This is a genomic window from Kitasatospora sp. NPDC085879 (assembly GCF_040686255.1).
Classification (GTDB): Bacteria; Actinomycetota; Actinomycetes; order Streptomycetales; family Streptomycetaceae; genus Kitasatospora.
This window is the reverse complement of the sequence record NZ_JBFBJZ010000017.1, coordinates 111,765-129,760: the sequence shown is the minus strand read 5'-3', so window position 1 is coordinate 129,760 and position 17,996 is coordinate 111,765. Positions and strand designations below refer to the sequence as shown.

The 17,996-nt window shown below is 70.7% G+C and carries 16 protein-coding genes; 8 read left to right on the top strand and 8 right to left on the bottom strand.

Annotated features, from left to right (window positions below):
- Positions 1–7: 7 nt before the first annotated feature.
- Positions 8–1,501 carry a replicative DNA helicase gene (dnaB, locus tag AB0P35_RS15915; RefSeq protein ID WP_363511060.1) on the bottom strand — a complete coding sequence of 498 codons (1,494 nt, stop codon included), beginning with the start codon at positions 1,499–1,501 and terminating at the stop codon, positions 8–10.
- A gap of 601 nt (positions 1,502–2,102) precedes the next feature.
- Here dnaB and AB0P35_RS15910 point away from each other — a divergent pair.
- Positions 2,103–3,428, top strand: coding sequence for an MATE family efflux transporter (locus AB0P35_RS15910; RefSeq protein ID WP_095873864.1), 1,326 nt, complete (start codon positions 2,103–2,105; stop codon positions 3,426–3,428).
- 79 nt (positions 3,429–3,507) lie between these two features.
- Here AB0P35_RS15910 and rplI read toward each other — a convergent pair whose 3' ends face one another.
- The 4 genes from rplI to rpsF form a co-directional block, all read right to left on the bottom strand.
- Entirely contained in the window at positions 3,508–3,954 is a 447-nt protein-coding gene (rplI, locus tag AB0P35_RS15905; protein ID WP_095873863.1) for a 50S ribosomal protein L9, read from the bottom strand.
- Between the two features lie 17 nt (positions 3,955–3,971).
- The gene (gene rpsR, locus AB0P35_RS15900; protein WP_030270170.1) at positions 3,972–4,208 is read right to left on the bottom strand and encodes a 30S ribosomal protein S18; all 237 of its coding nucleotides are present in this window, start codon (positions 4,206–4,208) and stop codon (positions 3,972–3,974) included.
- A 109-nt stretch (positions 4,209–4,317) separates the two neighbouring features.
- Positions 4,318–4,920, bottom strand: coding sequence for a single-stranded DNA-binding protein (locus tag AB0P35_RS15895; protein WP_095873862.1), 603 nt, complete (start codon positions 4,918–4,920; stop codon positions 4,318–4,320).
- A 103-nt stretch (positions 4,921–5,023) separates the two neighbouring features.
- A complete protein-coding gene (rpsF, locus tag AB0P35_RS15890) occupies positions 5,024–5,314 on the bottom strand; it encodes a 30S ribosomal protein S6 (protein WP_030270167.1) in 291 nt (96 codons plus the stop codon).
- A 331-nt stretch (positions 5,315–5,645) separates the two neighbouring features.
- On the opposite strand from rpsF, the gene AB0P35_RS15885 reads away from it, so the two are divergent.
- The 3 genes from AB0P35_RS15885 to AB0P35_RS15875 all read left to right on the top strand — a co-directional run bounded on the left by AB0P35_RS15885 (position 5,646) and on the right by AB0P35_RS15875 (position 8,334).
- Complete coding sequence (locus tag AB0P35_RS15885; protein WP_095873861.1) at positions 5,646–5,954, top strand: hypothetical protein; 309 nt, start codon at positions 5,646–5,648, stop codon at positions 5,952–5,954.
- A gap of 180 nt (positions 5,955–6,134) precedes the next feature.
- Positions 6,135–7,256, top strand: a complete 1,122-nt coding sequence (locus AB0P35_RS15880; protein ID WP_363511029.1) for a peptidoglycan bridge formation glycyltransferase FemA/FemB family protein — start codon at positions 6,135–6,137, stop codon at positions 7,254–7,256.
- 31 nt (positions 7,257–7,287) lie between these two features.
- Positions 7,288–8,334 carry an alanine racemase gene (locus AB0P35_RS15875; protein ID WP_363511027.1) on the top strand — a complete coding sequence of 349 codons (1,047 nt, stop codon included), beginning with the start codon at positions 7,288–7,290 and terminating at the stop codon, positions 8,332–8,334.
- Positions 8,335–8,346: 12 nt separating this feature from the next.
- Here the strand turns inward: AB0P35_RS15875 and AB0P35_RS15870 are convergent, their stop codons facing one another.
- Together AB0P35_RS15870 and AB0P35_RS15865 are read right to left on the bottom strand one after the other, a co-directional pair.
- On the bottom strand, positions 8,347–9,948 hold the full coding sequence (locus AB0P35_RS15870) for a glycosyltransferase 87 family protein (RefSeq protein WP_363511025.1): 1,602 nt from the start codon (positions 9,946–9,948) through the stop codon (positions 8,347–8,349).
- A gap of 93 nt (positions 9,949–10,041) precedes the next feature.
- Positions 10,042–12,621 carry a transglycosylase domain-containing protein gene (locus AB0P35_RS15865; RefSeq protein WP_363511023.1) on the bottom strand — a complete coding sequence of 860 codons (2,580 nt, stop codon included), beginning with the start codon at positions 12,619–12,621 and terminating at the stop codon, positions 10,042–10,044.
- 395 nt (positions 12,622–13,016) lie between these two features.
- Between AB0P35_RS15865 and AB0P35_RS15860 the strand changes: the two genes are divergently transcribed.
- From AB0P35_RS15860 to AB0P35_RS15845, 4 genes are all read left to right on the top strand, one after another.
- Entirely contained in the window at positions 13,017–13,703 is a 687-nt protein-coding gene (locus AB0P35_RS15860; RefSeq protein ID WP_095873858.1) for a PadR family transcriptional regulator, read from the top strand.
- 136 nt (positions 13,704–13,839) lie between these two features.
- On the top strand, positions 13,840–14,922 hold the full coding sequence (locus AB0P35_RS15855; protein WP_095873857.1) for an inositol-3-phosphate synthase: 1,083 nt from the start codon (positions 13,840–13,842) through the stop codon (positions 14,920–14,922).
- Positions 14,923–15,071: 149 nt separating this feature from the next.
- Positions 15,072–16,424, top strand: coding sequence for an MFS transporter (locus AB0P35_RS15850; RefSeq protein WP_363511020.1), 1,353 nt, complete (start codon positions 15,072–15,074; stop codon positions 16,422–16,424).
- 47 nt (positions 16,425–16,471) lie between these two features.
- On the top strand, positions 16,472–17,191 hold the full coding sequence (locus tag AB0P35_RS15845; protein ID WP_363511018.1) for a hypothetical protein: 720 nt from the start codon (positions 16,472–16,474) through the stop codon (positions 17,189–17,191).
- 63 nt (positions 17,192–17,254) lie between these two features.
- Here the strand turns inward: AB0P35_RS15845 and AB0P35_RS15840 are convergent, their stop codons facing one another.
- Entirely contained in the window at positions 17,255–17,971 is a 717-nt protein-coding gene (locus AB0P35_RS15840; RefSeq protein ID WP_363511016.1) for a restriction endonuclease, read from the bottom strand.
- Between the last annotated feature and the right edge of the window lie 25 nt (positions 17,972–17,996).

The following is a 17,996-nucleotide window of genomic DNA, read 5'->3' as shown; positions in this document are numbered from 1 at the left end:
ACACGCCTCAGCCCATGTCGCGGGTCATGTCGACGAAGCGCGAGTAGTGGCCCTGGAAGGCGACGGTGATGGTGGCGGTCGGGCCGTTTCGGTGCTTGGCGACGATGAGGTCGGCCTCGCCGGCCCGCGGGGACTCCTTCTCGTAGGCGTCCTCGCGGTGCAGCAGGATGACCATGTCGGCGTCCTGCTCGATGGAACCGGACTCTCGCAGGTCGGAGACCATCGGCTTCTTGTCGGTGCGCTGCTCGGGGCCTCGGTTCAGCTGGCTGAGCGCGATGACCGGGACCTCGAGCTCCTTGGCGAGCAGCTTGAGGTTACGGGACATGTCGGAGACCTCCTGCTGGCGGCTCTCGGCCCGGCGCGAGCCGCCGGACTGCATCAGCTGGAGGTAGTCGATGACGACCAGGCGGAGGTCGTTGCGCTGCTTGAGCCGGCGGCACTTGGCGCGGATCTCCATCATCGACAGGTTCGGCGAGTCGTCGATGTAGAGCGGCGCGTTGGTGACGTCGGGCATCCGGCGGGCGACCCGCGTCCAGTCGTCGTCCGTCATGTTGCCGGAGCGCATGTGGTGCAGCGCCACCCGGGCCTCGGCGGACAGCAGGCGCATGGCGATCTCGTTGCGTCCCATTTCGAGCGAGAAGATCACGCTCGGCAGGTTGTTGTGGATGGACGCGGCCCGGGCGAAGTCGAGTGCCAGGGTGGACTTTCCCATCGCGGGACGGGCGGCGATGACGATCATCTGACCGGGGTGGAGACCGTTGGTCAGCTGGTCGAAGTCGGCGAAACCGGTGGGCACGCCGTTCATCTGGCCGGCCCGCGAGCCGATCGCCTCGATCTCGTCGAGGGCGCCCTCCATGATGTCGGCGAGCGGGGCGTAGTCCTCGTTGGTGCGCTGCTCGGTGACGGCGTAGATCTCGGCCTGGGCGGCGTTCACGATCTCGTCCACGTCGCCCTCGGCGGCGTATCCCATGCCGGCGATCCGGGTGCCGGCCTCGACCAGGCGTCTGAGGACGGCCCGCTCGTGGACGATCTCCGCGTAGTACTCGGCGTTGGCCGCGGTCGGGACGGAGTTGACCAGGGTGTGCAGGTAGCCGGGGCCGCCGACCCGGGCGAGCTCGCCGCGCTTGGTCAGCTCGCCCGCGACGGTGATCGGGTCGGCGGGCTCGCCCCGCGCGTACAGGTCGAGGATCGCGCCGTGGATGAGCTCGTGGGCGGGCCGGTAGTAGTCGGCCGGCTTCAGCACCTCGACGACGTCGGCGATGGCGTCCTTGGAGAGCAGCATGCCGCCGAGGACGGACTGCTCCGCGGCGAGGTCCTGCGGGGGGACGCGCTCGAAGCCGTCGGAGGCGGAGAGCCGGTCGTCGTCCGCCCCGCCGTCCCGCCGGCCGCGGTCGTCGCGCCGGGAGCCGTCGCCGCCGCCGCGCTGGAAGGAGCCCCGGCCGCCTTCCCGGCCACCGTCCCGGCCGCCGCCTCCACCGTCGCGGCCCCGGGAGACCGGCAGGCGGTCGCTGGGGGTGCTGGGGAAGGAGCCTGGACCGAAAGCGTCGTCGGACGGCTGCCAGTCGTCCTCCGGCGGCGGGGGAACGTCGTGGTCGTCGTACTGGGGGCCGGTCACGCGTGTTCCCCGTTCAGCGAGTCGTGCGAGTGGAGCGGGCCTTGCCGATGACGCATCCTCCTTCATACGCCAACCGGCCGACAGTTCCCCCGCCGGGCCGCAGGTGTCGTACGGGCGGTCCCGGCCGGCCCGGAGCGGGCGCAGGAGAGGGGGAGGTCGGCGCCCCACGCTACGGCGCCGGGGGCCCTTCGGCCAAGACGGTTATCCACAGGGGGTGTGGACGACGGGACGGCACCTGTGGAGAAGTGCCCGAAACCTGTGCACAACCCTGTGGACAGCTCTGTGGATAACCACACCATCCATCCACCGTCAACCCGGTGACCTGCTATTACTTCCTCGACCGGCTGTGCATGAGAAAAAGTTCACACGGCCGCCCGTCCACCGGGCAGGCGGTGGACATCTGCCTCCACCGGACCTCGATCAAGATTTCGAGTAAGTGATGCATATCCCATTCACCACTTACCTGTGGATGAGTAGGCTGGCCCGCATGACCTCCTCGCCCGCGCGCCGCAGCCACGACCGCGAGATCCTCGCGCTCGCCGTACCGGCCTTCGGCGCGCTGGTCGCCGAGCCGCTCTTCCTGATGGCCGACTCCGCGATCGTCGGCCACCTGGGCACCGCCCAGCTGGCCGGCCTCGGCATCGCCTCAGCCGTCCTCACCACCGTCATCGGCGCCTTCGTCTTCCTCGCCTACGCCACCACCGCCGCGGTCGCCCGCAGGATCGGCGCCGGCGACCGCCGGGCCGCGGTCCAGCAGGGCGTGGACGGCATCTGGCTGGCCCTGCTGCTCTCGGCCGGCCTGGTGGTACTCAGCCTCGCGCTGGCCCCGCAGGCTGCCGACCTGCTCGGCGCCTCCCCCACCGCCGCCCCGTACGCCGTCACCTACCTGCGGATCAGCGCCCTCGGCATCCCGGCGATGCTGGTGGTGCTGGCCGCCACCGGTGTCCTGCGCGGCCTGCAGGACACCCGTACCCCGCTGCTGGTCGCGGTGGCCGGCTTCGCGGCCAACGCCGCGCTCAACCTCGGCCTGGTGTACGGCGCCGGGCTGGGCGTCGCCGGCTCCGCCTGGGGCACCGTGCTGGCCCAGAACGCGATGGCCGCCGGCTACCTGGTCGTCGTGGTCCGCGGCGCCCGGCGGGAGGGCGCGGGCCTGCGCCCCGACCCGGCCGGTATCCGGTCCTGCGCCCGGGCGGGCGGGCCGCTGCTGGTCCGGACCCTGAGCCTGCGGGCCGTGCTGCTGATCGCCACCGCGGTGGCCGCCACCCTGGGCGACGCCGAGATCGCCGCCCACCAGATCACCATGACCATCTGGGTCTTCGTCGCCTTCGCCCTGGACGCGATCGCGATCGCCGGCCAGGCGATCATCGGCCGCCACCTGGGCGCCGGGGACGTCCAGGGCACCCGGGCGGCCACCCGCCGGATGGTCGAGTGGGGCATAGGCGCCGGGGTGCTGCTCGGCCTGCTGATCGTGCTGGCCCGGCCGCTGTACGTGCCGCTGTTCACCGCCGACCCGGCCGTGCAGACGCAGCTCTCCACCGCACTGCTGCTGGCCGCGCTGACCCAGCCGGTGGGCGGCCTGGTCTTCGTCCTGGACGGCGTGCTGATGGGCGCCGGCGACGGCGGCTACCTGGCCGCGGCGATGCTCGGCACCCTGGTGGTGTTCGCCCCGGCGGCGCTCGCGGTTCCCGGTCTCGGCGGCGGACTGACCGCGCTCTGGTGGGCGATGAACCTCTTCATGCTGACCCGGGCGGCATTCCTGGTGTTCCGGGTGCGCAGCGGGCACTGGCTGGTGACCGGGGCGGTCCGCGCCTGAGCCCGGCCGCACCGCCGGAACGACCGAGGGCCGGCCTCCCCGGACGGGGAGGCCGGCCCTCGGACTGCTACCGGAGCGCTCAGGCGGCCACGACGTTGACGTCGAGGTTGGCCTGCACGTCGGAGTGCAGCTTGACCGAGACCTTGTGGGTGCCCAGGGTCTTGATCGGGGAGGCGATCGCCACGGCGCGCTTGTCCACGGACGGGCCGTCGGCAGCCTTGATGGCGTCGACGACGTCGGCCTGGGTCACCGAGCCGAACAGGCGGCCGGCGTCGCCGGAGCGAACGGACAGCTTGACCTGCAGGCCCTCGAGCTTGGCCTTGATCTCGTTGGCCGCCTCGAGGGTCTGGATCTCGTGGATCTTGCGGGCGCGACGGATGGCGTCGACGTCCTTCTGGCCGCCCTTGGTCCAGCGGATGGCGAAGCCACGCGGGACCAGGTAGTTGCGGGCGTAGCCGTCCTTGACCTCGACGATCTCGCCGGCGCTGCCGAGGCCGGGGACCTCGTGAGTGAGGATGATCTTCATTCTTCGGTCACCCTCTCTTAGCGCGTGGTGGAGGTGTAGGGCAGCAGCGCCATCTCACGGCTGTTCTTCACGGCCGTGGCGACGTCACGCTGGTGCTGGGTGCAGTTGCCGGTGACCCGGCGGGCACGGATCTTGCCGCGGTCGGAGATGAACTTCCGCAGCAGGTTCGTGTCCTTGTAGTCAACGTAGTTGACCTTGTCCTTGCAGAAGACGCAAACCTTCTTCTTCGGCTTGCGAGCAGGCGGCTTCGCCATCATGTGCTCCATTGGGGATGGACGGCCCGGACGCGCGAGGCGGCGCGGACCGCACGAAATCTCTCAGCATGCCGGGGCCCGGCCCAGGGGCCGTGCCCGGCGTGCACCGCTAGAACGGGGGCTCTTCCGAGTAGCCGCCGCCGGAGTTTCCACCCCAGCCGCCGCCCTGGTTGCCACCGGAGGGCGCGGAGGACGCCCACGGGTCGTCGGACGGGCCGGACTGGCCGCCGGGGTTGCCACCCCAGCCACCGCCGCCACCGCCCTGCTGGCCGCCGCCCCAGCCGCCGCCGGACGGAGCGCCGCCCTGCTGACCGCCGAAGTTGCCGCCACCGCCCGGGCCGCCGGACCGGTTGGCCCGGGTGACCTTGGCGGTCGCCGACCGGAGGCTCGGGCCGACCTCGTCGACCTCCACCTCGAAGACCGTCCGCTTCTCGCCTTCCTTGGTGTCGTAAGACCGCTGGCGCAGTCGGCCCTGCACGATGACGCGCATGCCCTTCTGCAGCGACTCGGCGACGTTCTCCGCCGGCTGCCGCCAGACGTTGCACGTGAGGAAGAGGCTCTCGCCGTCCTTCCACTCGTTGGTCTGGCGGTCGAAGGTGCGCGGAGTGGACGCGATGCGGAACTTCGCGACCGCGGCACCCGACGGGGTGAAGCGCAGCTCGGGGTCGTCGACGAGATTGCCGACGAGGGTGATGACGGTCTCGCCTGCCATGGTGGGATGACCTCTCGGAAAAAGGAGTTCTGCGGTGCTCGCCCGGTGTTTCACGTGAAACACCGTGCGTGAGTCACCTGACGCCGGTGGCGTCAGCGGTGGCTCAGTGGGTGTCCGGGCGCAGGACCTTGGTCCGCAGAACCGACTCGCTCAGGCTGAGCTGGCGGTCGAGCTCCTTGACGACCTCAGGCGTGGCCTTCAGGTCGATGACCGAGTAGATGCCCTCGGACTGCTTGTTGATCTCGTAGGCCAGACGACGACGGCCCCAGGTGTCGATCTTCTCGACCTTGCCGCCACCAGTGCGGACAACGTTGAGGAAGTTCTCGATCAGGGGGGAGACAGCGCGCTCCTCGACCGACGGGTCGAGGATCACCATCACCTCGTAGTGACGCATGGGTAACCCACCTCCTTTGGACTCAACGGCCACGGTCTCTCCGTGGCAGGAGGGTTGTGCAGCGTCGCACCGGTGCGGTGACGACTCCGGCCACCGTAGTGGCGGGGTCTGACAACCGTCTCCGGCGATGGGCATACGGGGGCACACCTACACCAGTGCAGACCGCACAGCCTACCCGCCCGAACGCTCCGGTCCAAAATGCATAGGGGTTGTGATCCAGGGCATATCGGCCGCAATCTGGACGGAACGGCACGCTCTCCGGTCCGTGCCGCCGACGGCGCCGCGCGGTCCGCGCCGCCCGTCCCGCCCGTCCACCCTGGAGGTGGGTCCCTTGGCTCAGACCGTCCGCCGGTTTCCGGCCCTCACGCTCAACACCGACGGCCACGCGCACCCGCGCGAGAACGCGATGGTCGCGGTGGCCGCCGTCTTCGGCCTGCTGGCGTTCGTCAGCTCGTTCTTCGACAACCTGCACATCATGAGCTCGTGGACGGGCCTGGTGGGCATCGTGGCCGGCATGTGGGGCCAGTTCATCTCGGTCACCACGGCCGAACGCTTCGCACTGGTGATCTCGACCGGCCTGGCGGGCGTCGGCTTCTACCTGGGTCTCGCGCACGGCGGATTCTTCGGGGGCGTGTGGTGACACCCGCACGCCGGAGCGACGCGTGACCTCCGGTGCCCTCCCCGCGTACTTACTTGTGCTCAGGTATGCGGTGAGGGCACCGGCACGTCGGCGCCGACCCCAGCAGAAACGGACCATTCGGGCGATAGGGTCGCCGTGACCGCCCGCCTGGACCGCCCGACCGAGGAGGAGCATCCCAGCATGAGCCTGCGCCTGAGGACGATCACCCGCGAGGAACACCTCGCCTTCATCCAGTCCCGTCCCTCCGCCAGCCACATGCAGATCCCCGCCTGGGCGGACGTGAAGGCGGAGTGGCGCGCAGAAAGCCTCGGCTGGTTCGACGAGACGGGCGCGACGGTCGGCGCCGGCCTGGTGCTGTACCGGCAACTCCCGAAGGTGAAGCGCTACTTGGCCTACCTCCCGGAGGGCCCGGTGATCGACTGGTTCGACCGGGACCTCGACGCCTCCTGGCTGCAGCCGATGCTGGCCCACCTCAAGGCGCAGGGCGCGTTCTCGGTGAAGATGGGCCCGCCGGTCGTCGTCCGCCGCTGGGACGCCACCACTCTCAAGGCGGCGATCGCGGCCAAGGAGGCCAAGCGGCTGCGCGACGTCGACCCGGACTGGTACGAGCCGCGCGCCTTCGAGGTCGCCGACCGGCTGCGCAAGGCGGGCTGGCTGCAGGGCGAGGACGGCGGCGCCGGCTTCGGCGACGTCCAGCCCCGGTACGTCTTCCAGGTGCCGCTGGCCGACCGCTCGCTCGACGACGTGCAGCGCGGCTTCAACCAGCTGTGGCGGCGCAACATCAAGAAGGCCGAGAAGAGCGGGGTCGAGGTCGTCCAGGGCGGCTACGACGACCTGGAGGTCTTCCACCGCCTCTACGTCGTCACCTCCGAGCGGGACCGCTTCACCCCGCGCCCGCTGGCGTACTTCCAGCGGATGTGGAAGTCGCTGGCCGCCGAGGACCCGAACCGGATGCGGCTCTACATCGCCTATCACGAGGGCGAGCCGCTGGCCGCGACCACCATGCTCACCGTCGGCGAGCACGTCTGGTACTCCTACGGCGCCTCCGCCGACCACAAGCGCGAGGTCAAGCCGTCGAACGCGATCCAGTGGCGGATGATGCGGGACGCCTACGCGCTTGGCGCCACCCTGTACGACCTGCGCGGGATCAGCGACACCCTGGAGGAGGACGACCACCTGTTCGGCCTGATCCAGTTCAAGCTCGGCACCGGCGGCCAGGCCGCCGAGTACCTCGGGGAGTGGGACTTCCCGCTGAACAAGCTGCTGCACAAGGCGCTCGACCTCTACATGTCGCGCCGCTGATACGCCCTCACCACATCCTCGGGGAGTGACGATGACCCTGTCGCTGTACGTGGACACCGCCCGCTGGCGGGCGCACCAGCAGGCGGTGCTGGCGGAGTTCCCCGGCCTGGTGCCGGTGGCCAAGGGCAACGGCTACGGACTCGGCAACGCCCGGCTCGCCGAGGAGGCCGCGCTGCTCGGCACCGGGATCCTGGCGGTGGGCACCGCACAGGAGGCGGCCGACATCCGATTCCCCGGGAAGCTGCTGGTGCTCACCCCGTACCGGCCGGGCGAGGACGCGCCCGCGGTGCCGTCCGGGACGGTCCGCACGGTCGCCCACGTCGACGCGCTGCGGGCGCTCCCGCCCGGCGCCCGGGTGGTGGTGGAGTGCATGACCACCATGAGACGCCACGGCATCGCCCGCGCCGACCTGCCGAAGCTGCCCGCGGACGGGCCGGTGGTGGAGGGCTTCGCGCTGCACCTGCCGCTGGACCGGCCGGACGGCTCGGACCCGGTCGGGGAGGTGTCCGACTGGATGCGGGCGATCGCCGCCGCCGGACCGCCGCCGGACACCGTGTACCTGAGCCACCTGGCCTCGGCCGACCTGGCCCGGCTGTCCGCGCTGCACCCGGACACCGCCTTCCGCTCCCGGATCGGCACCCGGCTCTGGCTCGGCGACGTCGGGGCGCTGCACGCCGCGGCGACCGTGCTGGACGTGACCGCGGTGGCCAAGGGCGAGCGATACGGGTACCGCCAGCACAAGGCGCCGTCCGACGGCCACCTGCTGGTGGTCACCGGCGGCACCGCGCACGGCGTCGGCCTGGAGGCTCCCAAGTACCTGCACGGCATGCTGCCCCGGGCCAAGGGCCTGGCCCGCGCCGGCCTGGCGACGGTGAACCGGACCCTCTCGCCCTACGCCTGGGCCGGCCGCCAACTGTGGTTCGCCGAGCCGCCGCACATGCAGGTGTCGATCCTCTTCCTGCCCGGCGACCTGAAGCCCCCGGTGATCGGCGACGAGCTCTCGCTCACCGTCCGCCACACCACCACGCACTTCGACCGGGTGGTGGACCACCGGGAGACGCTGCTGGGGGCCGCGTAGCCGCCGGCCGTCCTACGGGCGGCCCTGCTCGGCGACGTCCCCGTGCTCCGCGGGCGCCGGCCAGTCCCCGTCGGCCGGTGCGCCCGACGCGGTCACCGATTCGAGCCAGTCCGCGTCGTACTGCGGCGCGTACGCCGCGTAGGTCGCCTCCTCGCGCTGCCGGCGCGCGGCACCGAGGACGAAGACGTCCGGGGCGCCGTCCAGCACACCGCCGGACGGGTCGTCACTGCCGTCCCAGCGGACGGGGTCGCGCTCCGGGTGCAGCATGTCGCGGACGACCATGGCGCACAGGTAGAGCGTGCCGATCAGGTGCAGCGCGATCGCCAGGTGGTACCAGTCCTGGCCGATGCCGTGCTGCTTGGAGTCGCCGGTGTAGGCGAGGTAGGACCAGACGCCGAGGAAGTACAGCACCTCGCAGGTCTGCCAGATCAGGAAGTCCCGCCAGCGCGGCCGGGCCAGCGCGGCCAGCGGGATCAGCCAGAGCACGTACTGCGGCGAGTAGACCTTGTTGGTCAGCACGAACGCGGCGACAACGAGCAGGGCGAGCTGGGCGAAGCGCGGCCGCCGTGGGGCGGCGAGCGCGAGCCAGCCGACGGCCAGGCAGCAGAGCACCAGCAGCACCGAGATCCAGGTGTTGAGGGTGGGGAGCTGCTGGTTGCGGTCCTGCATGAGGATGAGCCAGAACGAGCCGAAGTCCTCCTTGCGGACCTGGCTGAAGGTGTAGAAGGTGGCCCAGCCCTTGAAGTTGGCGATCATGATCGGCAGGTTGACGACCAGCCAGGCCGCGACCGCGCCGCCGAGTGCCCGGCCGAAGTCGCGCCACTTCCCGGCCCGCCAGCAGAGCACCAGCAGCGGTCCGAGCAGCAGGACGGGATAGAGCTTGGCCGCGGTGGCCAGGCCGATGAAGACACCGGCCGCGGTGGGCCGGGAGCCGGCCCAGTACGCCATGGCCACGGCGGCCAGCGCCACCGCGAGCAGGTCCCAGTTGATGGTGGAGTCCAGGGCCAGGCACGGGGCGACGGCGAACAGCAGCGCGTCCCAGGGGCGCCTGCGGTGGGTGCGGGTGAGCGCCACCACGACCACCACCGCGCAGACCATCAGCATGCCCGCGTTGACCATCCAGAACCACTGCTCGCGCCCCTGCAGCTCCCCGCCGGTGGGCGTCAGCCAGGCCGCGACCTGCATGAACAGGCCGGTCAGGACGGGGTACTCCAGGTACTGCATGTCCTGGGTCGGGAAGGGCAGCGGGTCCAGGTACGGGTGACGCCCGCTGTCGAAGCCGCGGCCGGAGAACAGGTGCGGGATGTCGCTGTAGCAGGCGTGCGTGTACTGGGTGGTCGCGCCGTGGAACCAGCCGCCGTCGTAGCAGGGGACCTTCTGCACCAGGCCGAGCACATAGGTGACGATGACGACCAGCGCGAGGAAGCGGGCAGGGGTCCACCAGGAGACGCCGAGCAGGGCGCGGCGCCCGGGCGGGCCGCCGAACACCTCGCTGCCGGCCGCCGCGACCGGGTCCTCGTCGGCCGGTACGACGACGGTGTTGGGCAGCGGACCGGCCGCCGGGACGGGGGCGGGCCCGGCGGTCTCGTGGGTGCTGGACGTCATGGCGGACATACTGCCGCACCACCGCCCGCACGACGAGGAGACCCCGGCAAAGACTCCGGCGCAGGCCCACCCCCGGAGGGGCGGACCGGCGCCGGAGTGTCGTCACTGTGCTGGCGCGCCGCCGCCCGCGGTGGACGTGTCGGTCGGGCTCGCCGTCGGCTTGCCGGGCTTGGTCGGAGGCGTCCGGGTCGGGCAGAGGATGAAGCAGCTGTCCGTCGCGGTCGGCGAGGGGCTGTTGCCGGTCGGTCCGCTGCTCGGGCTCGGCGTGGTCGACGGGGTCTCCGTCGGGGAGGCGCTGGTCGAGGCCGAGACGGAGGCCGAGGGCGAGGCGGTCGACGGGGCGCCCGAGGCGTCCAGCTTCACACCCGCCTCCTCCGGGTCCGGGAAGTTCTTCGGGTTGCCCGGGCCGATGATCTTCATGTAGCGGGTGAAGACGTCGGTCGGGAAGTCACCACCGTGGATCTCGCTCTTGCCGGCGGTGCCGTTCAGCGAGAGCAGACCGGGCTTGCCGGGCTGCTCGCGCCACATGCCGACCGAGGTCACCAGGCTCGGCGTGTAGCCGACCCACCAGGCCGAGGTGCCGGAGTCGGTGGTACCGGTCTTGCCCGCCACCGGGAAGCCCAGCTCGTTGGTCTTCTTACCGGTGCCGTTCTTGGCCACGTTCTCCAGCACGTCGGTGACGTTGTCGGCGACGGCCGCGTCGAGCACCTTCTTCGCCTGGGGCTTGGCGAACTTCGGCATGTCGACGCCGTCCTTCTGCACCCTCAGCACCGAGTACGGGTCGGTCTGCTGCCCGTGGGCGGCGAACACCGAGTAGGCCGAGGCCATCCGGATCGCGCTCGGGGTGGAGGTGCCGAGCGGGAAGGTGATGGTGCTGGAGGGCGCCAGGCTGCCCTTGAGCAGGCCCATCTGCAGCGCCATGCTCTCCACGTTCTTGCCGCCGACGTCCTGGTTGAGCTGGACGAAGGGCACGTTGTAGGAGTTCTTCATGGCCTCCTTCAGCGTCACGTACCCGGGGCTGGAGGTGCTGTCGTTCTTCTGCTTGTAGGGCTGGCCGTTGTCACCGATCACCGGACTGCCGTCCGACTTGAAGATCTCGGACAGGTTGTTGGCCATGTAGCGGCTGTCGGTGCTGATCCGGGTCGGCTGGCCGTCCGAGTCCATCTTGGTCTGGACGCCGAGCTGCATGGCGGCGGCCAGCACGAAGGGCTTGAAGGTCGAGCCGACCGGGATGCCGAACGCGTCGGCGTTGTTGGTGTAGTGGCCGTTCTCGATGCCGGAGCCGCCGTAGATGGCCACGATCGCACCGTCGTTGGGGAGGACGGAGGCCGCGCCCATCTGCACGAAGTTGTCCTCCTCGCGCTTGTCCGGGTGCAGGCTCGCCTTCTGGAAGTCGTCGACGGCCTTCTTCAGGGCGTCGACCTTGTCCTTCTGGAAGGTGGTGTAGATCTTGTAGCCGCCGCGCTGCAGGGCCTCCTGGCTGATGGTCGGGTCCTTCGCCATCAGGTACTTGTTGGCGGTCTCCACCAGGTAGCTGACCTCACCGGTCATGTTGGAGGCGGCCTTGGGCTTGATCGGCTCGGGGAACGCCTGCCCGCACTTGTCGCGCTCCGCCTTGCTGGTGAGGCCCGCGATGACCATCCGGTTCAGCACGTAGTCCCAGCGCTCCTGCATGCGCTTGTGGTTGTCGGTGCTGAGCGAGGGGTCGTAGAGCGCCGCGCCCTTGAGCAGGCCGGCCAGCATGGCGCCCTCGCAGATGTTGATCTGCGAGGCGTCCTTGCCGTAGTAGGCCTGGGCCGCGGCCTGGATGCCGGTCGAGTTCCGGCCGTACCAGCTGGTGTTGAGGTAGCCCTTGAGCACCTCGTCCTTCTGGTCGGCGATCTTGAGCGTGATGAACATTTCCTTGACCTTGCGGGTCACGGTCTGGTCCTGGCTCAAGTAGTAGTTCTTCACGTACTGCTGGGTGATGGTCGAGCCGCCCTGGGTCTCGCCGCCGGTCGCCATCTTGTAGACGGCGCGGGCGATGCCCTTGGGGTCGATGCCCTTGTCGGTGCGGAACGTCTCGTTCTCGGCCGCGATCGTGGTGTCCTGCGCCGCCCGGCTGATGTCGGCCAGCTGGACGATCTGGCGGTTGGTGGCGCCCTTGCGGGTCATCTCCGAACCGTCGGCCCAGTAGTAGATGTTGTTCTGCTCCTCGAACTGCTTGTTCGGGTCCGGAACGGGCGTCATCGCGAAGGCGACGCCGACGGCCGCGACGGTGCCGCCGAAGAAGACCAGGAAGAGCGAGAGGATCTGCTTCCACGAGGGGATCCAACGGCGGAAGCCGTCCTTGCCCCAGCGCGGGTAGTCGATGAAGCGCTTCTTGCCCGGGCCGCCGGAGCCGCCGCGGCCGCCGCCGGCCGGGGGCCCGCCCCGCCGGCCGCCGCCACCGCCGCCACCGCCGTTCTGGCCCTGGCGGCGCATCTCGGCACGGGTCAGCCGGGGCTGCTGGGCGGTCTCGCGGGGACCAGCGGCGCGGGCACGCCGCAGCCCCTCGGAGCGGAGCTCGTCCGGTCCGGGTCGGCCGTGGGAGGGCGCGCCCCCCGACGGGTTGCCGTAGGCGTCGGGCCGACGGCCCCCGCCGTGGCCACCCGGGGGCTGGCCGCCGCCTCCGTTGGGCAACCTTCGCCGGTGTTCGCTCATCTCTCAGCAGCTCCTCGGTCGGGCATTCCGGGCCCGAAGGCAGGGTTCACTTCCGATGCCCGCAACCGCCTGATCCCCGGAGGTGGTCCTCGTGCACACGCGACAGCGTACGCATCCTTCAAACGTCAACATTCGGGCATTAAAGGACAAAAGCCGCATAACGCCGGCAGATCATTACAGTGCCGTTGCCTACCGGGCCGCGTCGGACTTGACGTGGAGCCCGCGCACGCCACCGGTCCACACCGCGGCCACCTTGTGATCACGTTCACGCGTGCCCCCCTTGCTCACATCGTGACCCCGGTTTACTGTTCTCGATATATCGAGCCGATACATCGGGACGGCATAACCGCCCCGTGCACCGGCCCAACAGCCACGGGGAGAGGAGGCGGCAGGGGATGAGCAGGCGTTCCGGAGTGCTGGAATTCGCCGTTCTCGGCCTGCTGCACGACGCTCCGATGCACGGCTACGAGCTGCGCAAGCGTCTCAACGTCCTGCTCGGTTCGTTTCGTGCCTTCTCGTACGGCACGCTCTACCCCTGCCTGAAGAACCTGGTCGCCCAGGGCTTCCTGGTCGAGGACAACCCGGACGTCGAGTACGTTCCCGCCACAGCGCTCAACGGCAAGCGGTCGAAGATCGTCTACCGGCTCTCCGCCGAGGGCAAGCAGCGCTTCGAGGAACTGCTCGCCGAATCGGGCCCGGACGCCTGGGAGGACGAGCACTTCGGCGTCCACTTCGCGTTCTTCGCCCGGACCGACAAGGCCGTGCGGATGCGCGTCCTGGAGGGCCGCCGCAGCCGGCTGGAGGAGCGGCTGGAGCGGATGCGCAGCTCGATCGCCCGCACCCGCGAGCGGTTCGACGACTACACGCTCGAACTCCAGCGGCACGGCCTCGAATCGGTGGAGCGCGAGGTCCGCTGGCTCAACGAGCTCATCGAGACCGAGCGGGCCAACCGCACCACCGGACGCAACGGCGCGTCGGCCGGTGCGACACAGACTTCGGACGGCCGTGGCCAGGAGGCCGGGTCCTCGGACCCGCCGAGGCCACCGCACGACCGCCCGGGGCGCTCCGCACAGGAGCGCTGAGACCCGCGGCCAGGTGCTTCGCGGCACCGGAACCGTGGGAGGAGTGGGCGCCGCGCGCCCGTCAGACAGTCATACCAGTAGGGATTCGAGAACCGCCTTCACGGCGGGCCTCATGAGAACACAGGGAGCAACCGGAATGGGTTCGGTTCGCGTAGCCATCGTGGGCGTGGGCAACTGCGCCGCGTCGCTGGTGCAGGGTGTCGAGTACTACAAGGACGCCGACCCGGCCGGCAAGGTCCCCGGGCTGATGCACGTGCAGTTCGGCGAGTACCACGTCCGTGACGTGGAGTTCGTCGCCGCGTTCGACGTCGACGCCAAGAAGGTCGGCTTCGACCTGGCCGACGCCATCGGCAGCAGCGAGAACAACACCATCAAGATCTGCGACGTGCCGCCGACCGGTGTCACCGTGCAGCGCGGCCACACCCTGGACGGCCTGGGCAAGTACTACCGCGAGACCATCGAGGAGTCGGACGAGGCGCCGGTCGACGTGGTCCGGGTCCTCAAGGACAAGCAGGTCGACGTCCTCGTCTGCTACCTGCCCGTCGGTTCCGAGGCCGCGGCCAAGTTCTACGCCCAGTGCGCCATCGACGCCAAGGTCGCCTTCGTGAACGCCCTCCCGGTGTTCATCGCCGGCACCAAGGAGTGGGCGGACAAGTTCACCGAGGCCGGCGTGCCGATCGTCGGTGACGACATCAAGTCCCAGGTCGGCGCCACCATCACCCACCGTGTGATGGCCAAGCTGTTCGAGGACCGCGGTGTCATCCTCGAGCGCACCATGCAGCTGAACGTCGGCGGCAACATGGACTTCAAGAACATGCTCGAGCGCGAGCGCCTGGAGTCCAAGAAGATCTCCAAGACCCAGGCCGTCACCTCGCAGATCCGCGACCGCGAGCTCGGTTCCAAGAACGTCCACATCGGCCCGTCCGACTACGTCGCGTGGCTCGACGACCGCAAGTGGGCGTACGTCCGCCTCGAGGGCCGCGCCTTCGGCGACGTTCCGCTGAACCTGGAGTACAAGCTCGAGGTCTGGGACTCCCCGAACTCGGCCGGTGTCATCATCGACGCCGTGCGTGCCGCGAAGATCGCCAAGGACCGCGGCATCGGCGGCCCGATCCTCTCCGCGTCCTCCTACTTCATGAAGTCCCCGCCGGTGCAGTACTTCGACGACGAGGCCAAGGAGAACGTCGAGAAGTTCATCCGCGGCGAGGTCGAGCGCTGACCCCAGGGCGACGTGCCCGGCGACGGGCGCTGAACCACTGAGCAGGCCACCTCCAGGGGTCCCGGTCCACGACCGGGACCCTTCGGCGTTCCCGGAGCCGAGCGATGTTTCACGTGAAACCGCGCCGCCCGGCATGGCAACCTGTCCGGGTGGCGATCACCAGGAACGACGGCAGGCAGGCGCCCCACCGCGCCACGCTCGGCGGGCTGCTGCGCGGACGCGACTTCCGCCGACTGCTGGTGGTCCGCATGCTCAGCCAGCTCTCCGACGGCACCTTCCAGGTCGCACTCGCCGCCTATGTGATCTTCTCCCCCGAGCGGCAGTCCTCCCCCGGCGACATCGCCGCGGTGCTCGCCGTCATGCTGCTGCCCTTCTCGGTCGTCGGCCCGTTCGCCGGCGTGCTGCTCGACCGCTGGCGCCGCCGCCAGGTCCTCCACTATGGCAACCTCGCCCGGTTCGGACTGGGCCTCGCCACCGCGGCCCTGCTGCTCGGGCAGGCACCGGAGTGGCTGTTCTTCGCCGCCGCGCTGCTGGTCACCGCTCTCAACCGGTTCATCCTGGCAGGCCTCTCGGCCGCCCTGCCGCGAGTGGTCGACCCCCGGCAGCTGGTCACCGCCAACGCGGTCTCCCCCACCATGGGCACGGTCGCCGCCACCCTCGGCGGCGGCCTCGGATTCCTCGTCCACCAGGTGCTCCCGCCGAGCCCGCGGGCCGACGCCGCCCTGGTCGGCATCGCGGCGCTGCTCTACCTCTCCGCCGCACTCGCCGCCCTGCTGATCGACCGCGACCTGCTCGGCCCCGAGCACCACCCGGACCGGCCGCCGCTGAGCCGGGCGCTCACCACCGCCGCCCGAGACCTCGGCACGGCACTGCGCCACCTGGTCCGCGACTGCCGCCCGGCGACCCACGCGCTGGCCGCGGTCACCCTCGCCCGGTTCTGCTACGGCGTGCTGATCGTCGTGGTGCTGATGCTCTCCCGCTACACCTTCAACTCCCCCGACGACGCCGCCGGCGGCCTGACCAGCCTCGGCCGCGCGGTCGGCTTCTCCGCGGTCGGTTTCTTCCTCGCCGCGCTGATCAGCCCCTGGTTCACCCGCCGGCTCGGCCTCACCGGCTGGATGGTCACCTGCCTGGCCGCCGCGGCGGTCTTCGTCCCCGCGCTCGGCCTGACCTTCCGCGAGTGGCCGAGCCTGGTCGCCGCCCTGCTGCTCGGCGTGGTCACCCAGGGCACCAAGATCTGCGCCGACACGCTCGTCCAGGAATCCGTCGAGGACGAGTACCGGGGCCGCGTCTTCGCCGTCTACGACGTCCTGTTCAACGTCTCCTTCGTCGCCGCCGCCGGGATCACCGCGCTGGTCCTGCCGCTGAACGGGCGGTCCGTCGGGGTGGTCTGCGGGGTCGCCCTCACCTACGCGCTGGGGGCGCTGTTCTACGCCCGGGCGGCCCGTTCCGACCGCCCCGGGCGGGGACTGACGTCCCGTCGGCCGGCCGGGAGTCGCTAAGGTACGTCCGCGTACCGGCGCGACCTCAGCAGCCCACGGGGGGATCGATGAGCACACCGCAGAATCCGTACGGCCAGCCGCAGTACGGCACGGCACCCCAGGGGCAACCGCCCTACGGGGCGCCGCAGCCGCCTCCGGCGTACGGCCAGCAGCCGCCGGCGTACGGCCAACCACCGGCCTACGGCCAGCCGCCCGCATACGGGCAGCAGCCACCGGCCTACGGACAACAGCCGCCCCCGTACGGGCAGCAGCCGCCCCCGGCGTACGGCTATCCGGGCCCCGGCCAGCAGCCGCCCGCCCCGCCGGTCGGACCGCAGCCCCCGTACGGCGGCGGCCCCGGCCACCCGGCGCCCGCGTACCCGCCGCCGCCCGGCGCCGTGGTGCCCGCACCGCCCAAGCCCCGGCGGCCGCTGAAGTTCTGGCTGCGCGCCGGCGTGGCGGCGGCCGGCGCGGTCGTGATCATCATCGGCTTCTTCGTCGCCGACTCCTCGCCCTCCGCCGCGAAGGCGGGCGACTGCGTGGAGAAGACGGGCTACAAGAGCGTCTCCAAGGTCTCCTGCAGCGACCCGAAGGCCGCCTACAAGGTGCTCAAGAACATCAGCGGCGGCAGCGTGGCCGCCTGCGACGGCACCCCCGGGACGACGGCCACCTTCAGCGGCAGCACCGGCCGCCGCTGGCGGAAGAAGCACTACGTGCTCTGCCTCGGCCCGCTGACCTCCGGGACGGTCAAGACCCCGGGCTCCACCGCGGCCCCGAAGAAGTCCTGACCTCGCGAGGTCGGCGGTGCCCGGGACGGATCGGAACCGTCCCGGGCACCGTTCGTCCGATCGTCAGATCAGCAGATCCGCCAGCTCCTCCTCGTCCACACCCTCGTCGACCGCCCTCAGCAGCCGGCGGCGGCGCCGGGCGACCGTGCGCTCGTCGTCGTCCAGGACGACCCGCTCCAGCCGGTCGACCCGGTCGGCCATCGCGTCGATCTTGCTGCTGTTCCGGCCGACCTCGATCGCCAGTGCGTTGAGGAGCGGCACCACCGCGGTACCGACGACGTCCCGCACCACCTGCTCGGCGACGCCGGCGACCGCCGCCTGGAGCGAGCCCTCCGGCCACCGCGGAGCGTTGTCCACAGGCAGCGCGGCGCCGTCCACAGCCGACCGGCGCGCCTCCTGCTCGACGTCCAGCAGGTGGCAGCGCACCTGGCGGGCCGTCTCGCTGTCCCGCAGCAGCATGGCGACGTTGAGCACGGTGCGCCGGGTGAACAGGGCGAGCGAGCGGGCGCGCGACCGGATCCCACTGAGCTCCTTGAAGCAACCCAGTTCGGAACCGGTCATCACGCGGTAGCCGTTGGCAGCAAGTTCCTCGCGGTGGTCGAAGACCACCGCCTTCACCGTGGTGGGCAGAACCCCGAAGTACGCCGCCACTCCCTCGGTCGTGACGTGCACGCCGTCGGGCAGCAGCTGCAGTGCCCGCACCCGGTCGAGCACCTCGACCCGGTCGGCGACGGTCGCCCGCATGGTCGGCGACTCCAACAGAACCGCGTCCACAGCCATGGCCGTGTCCTTCCGTCCGGGGAGG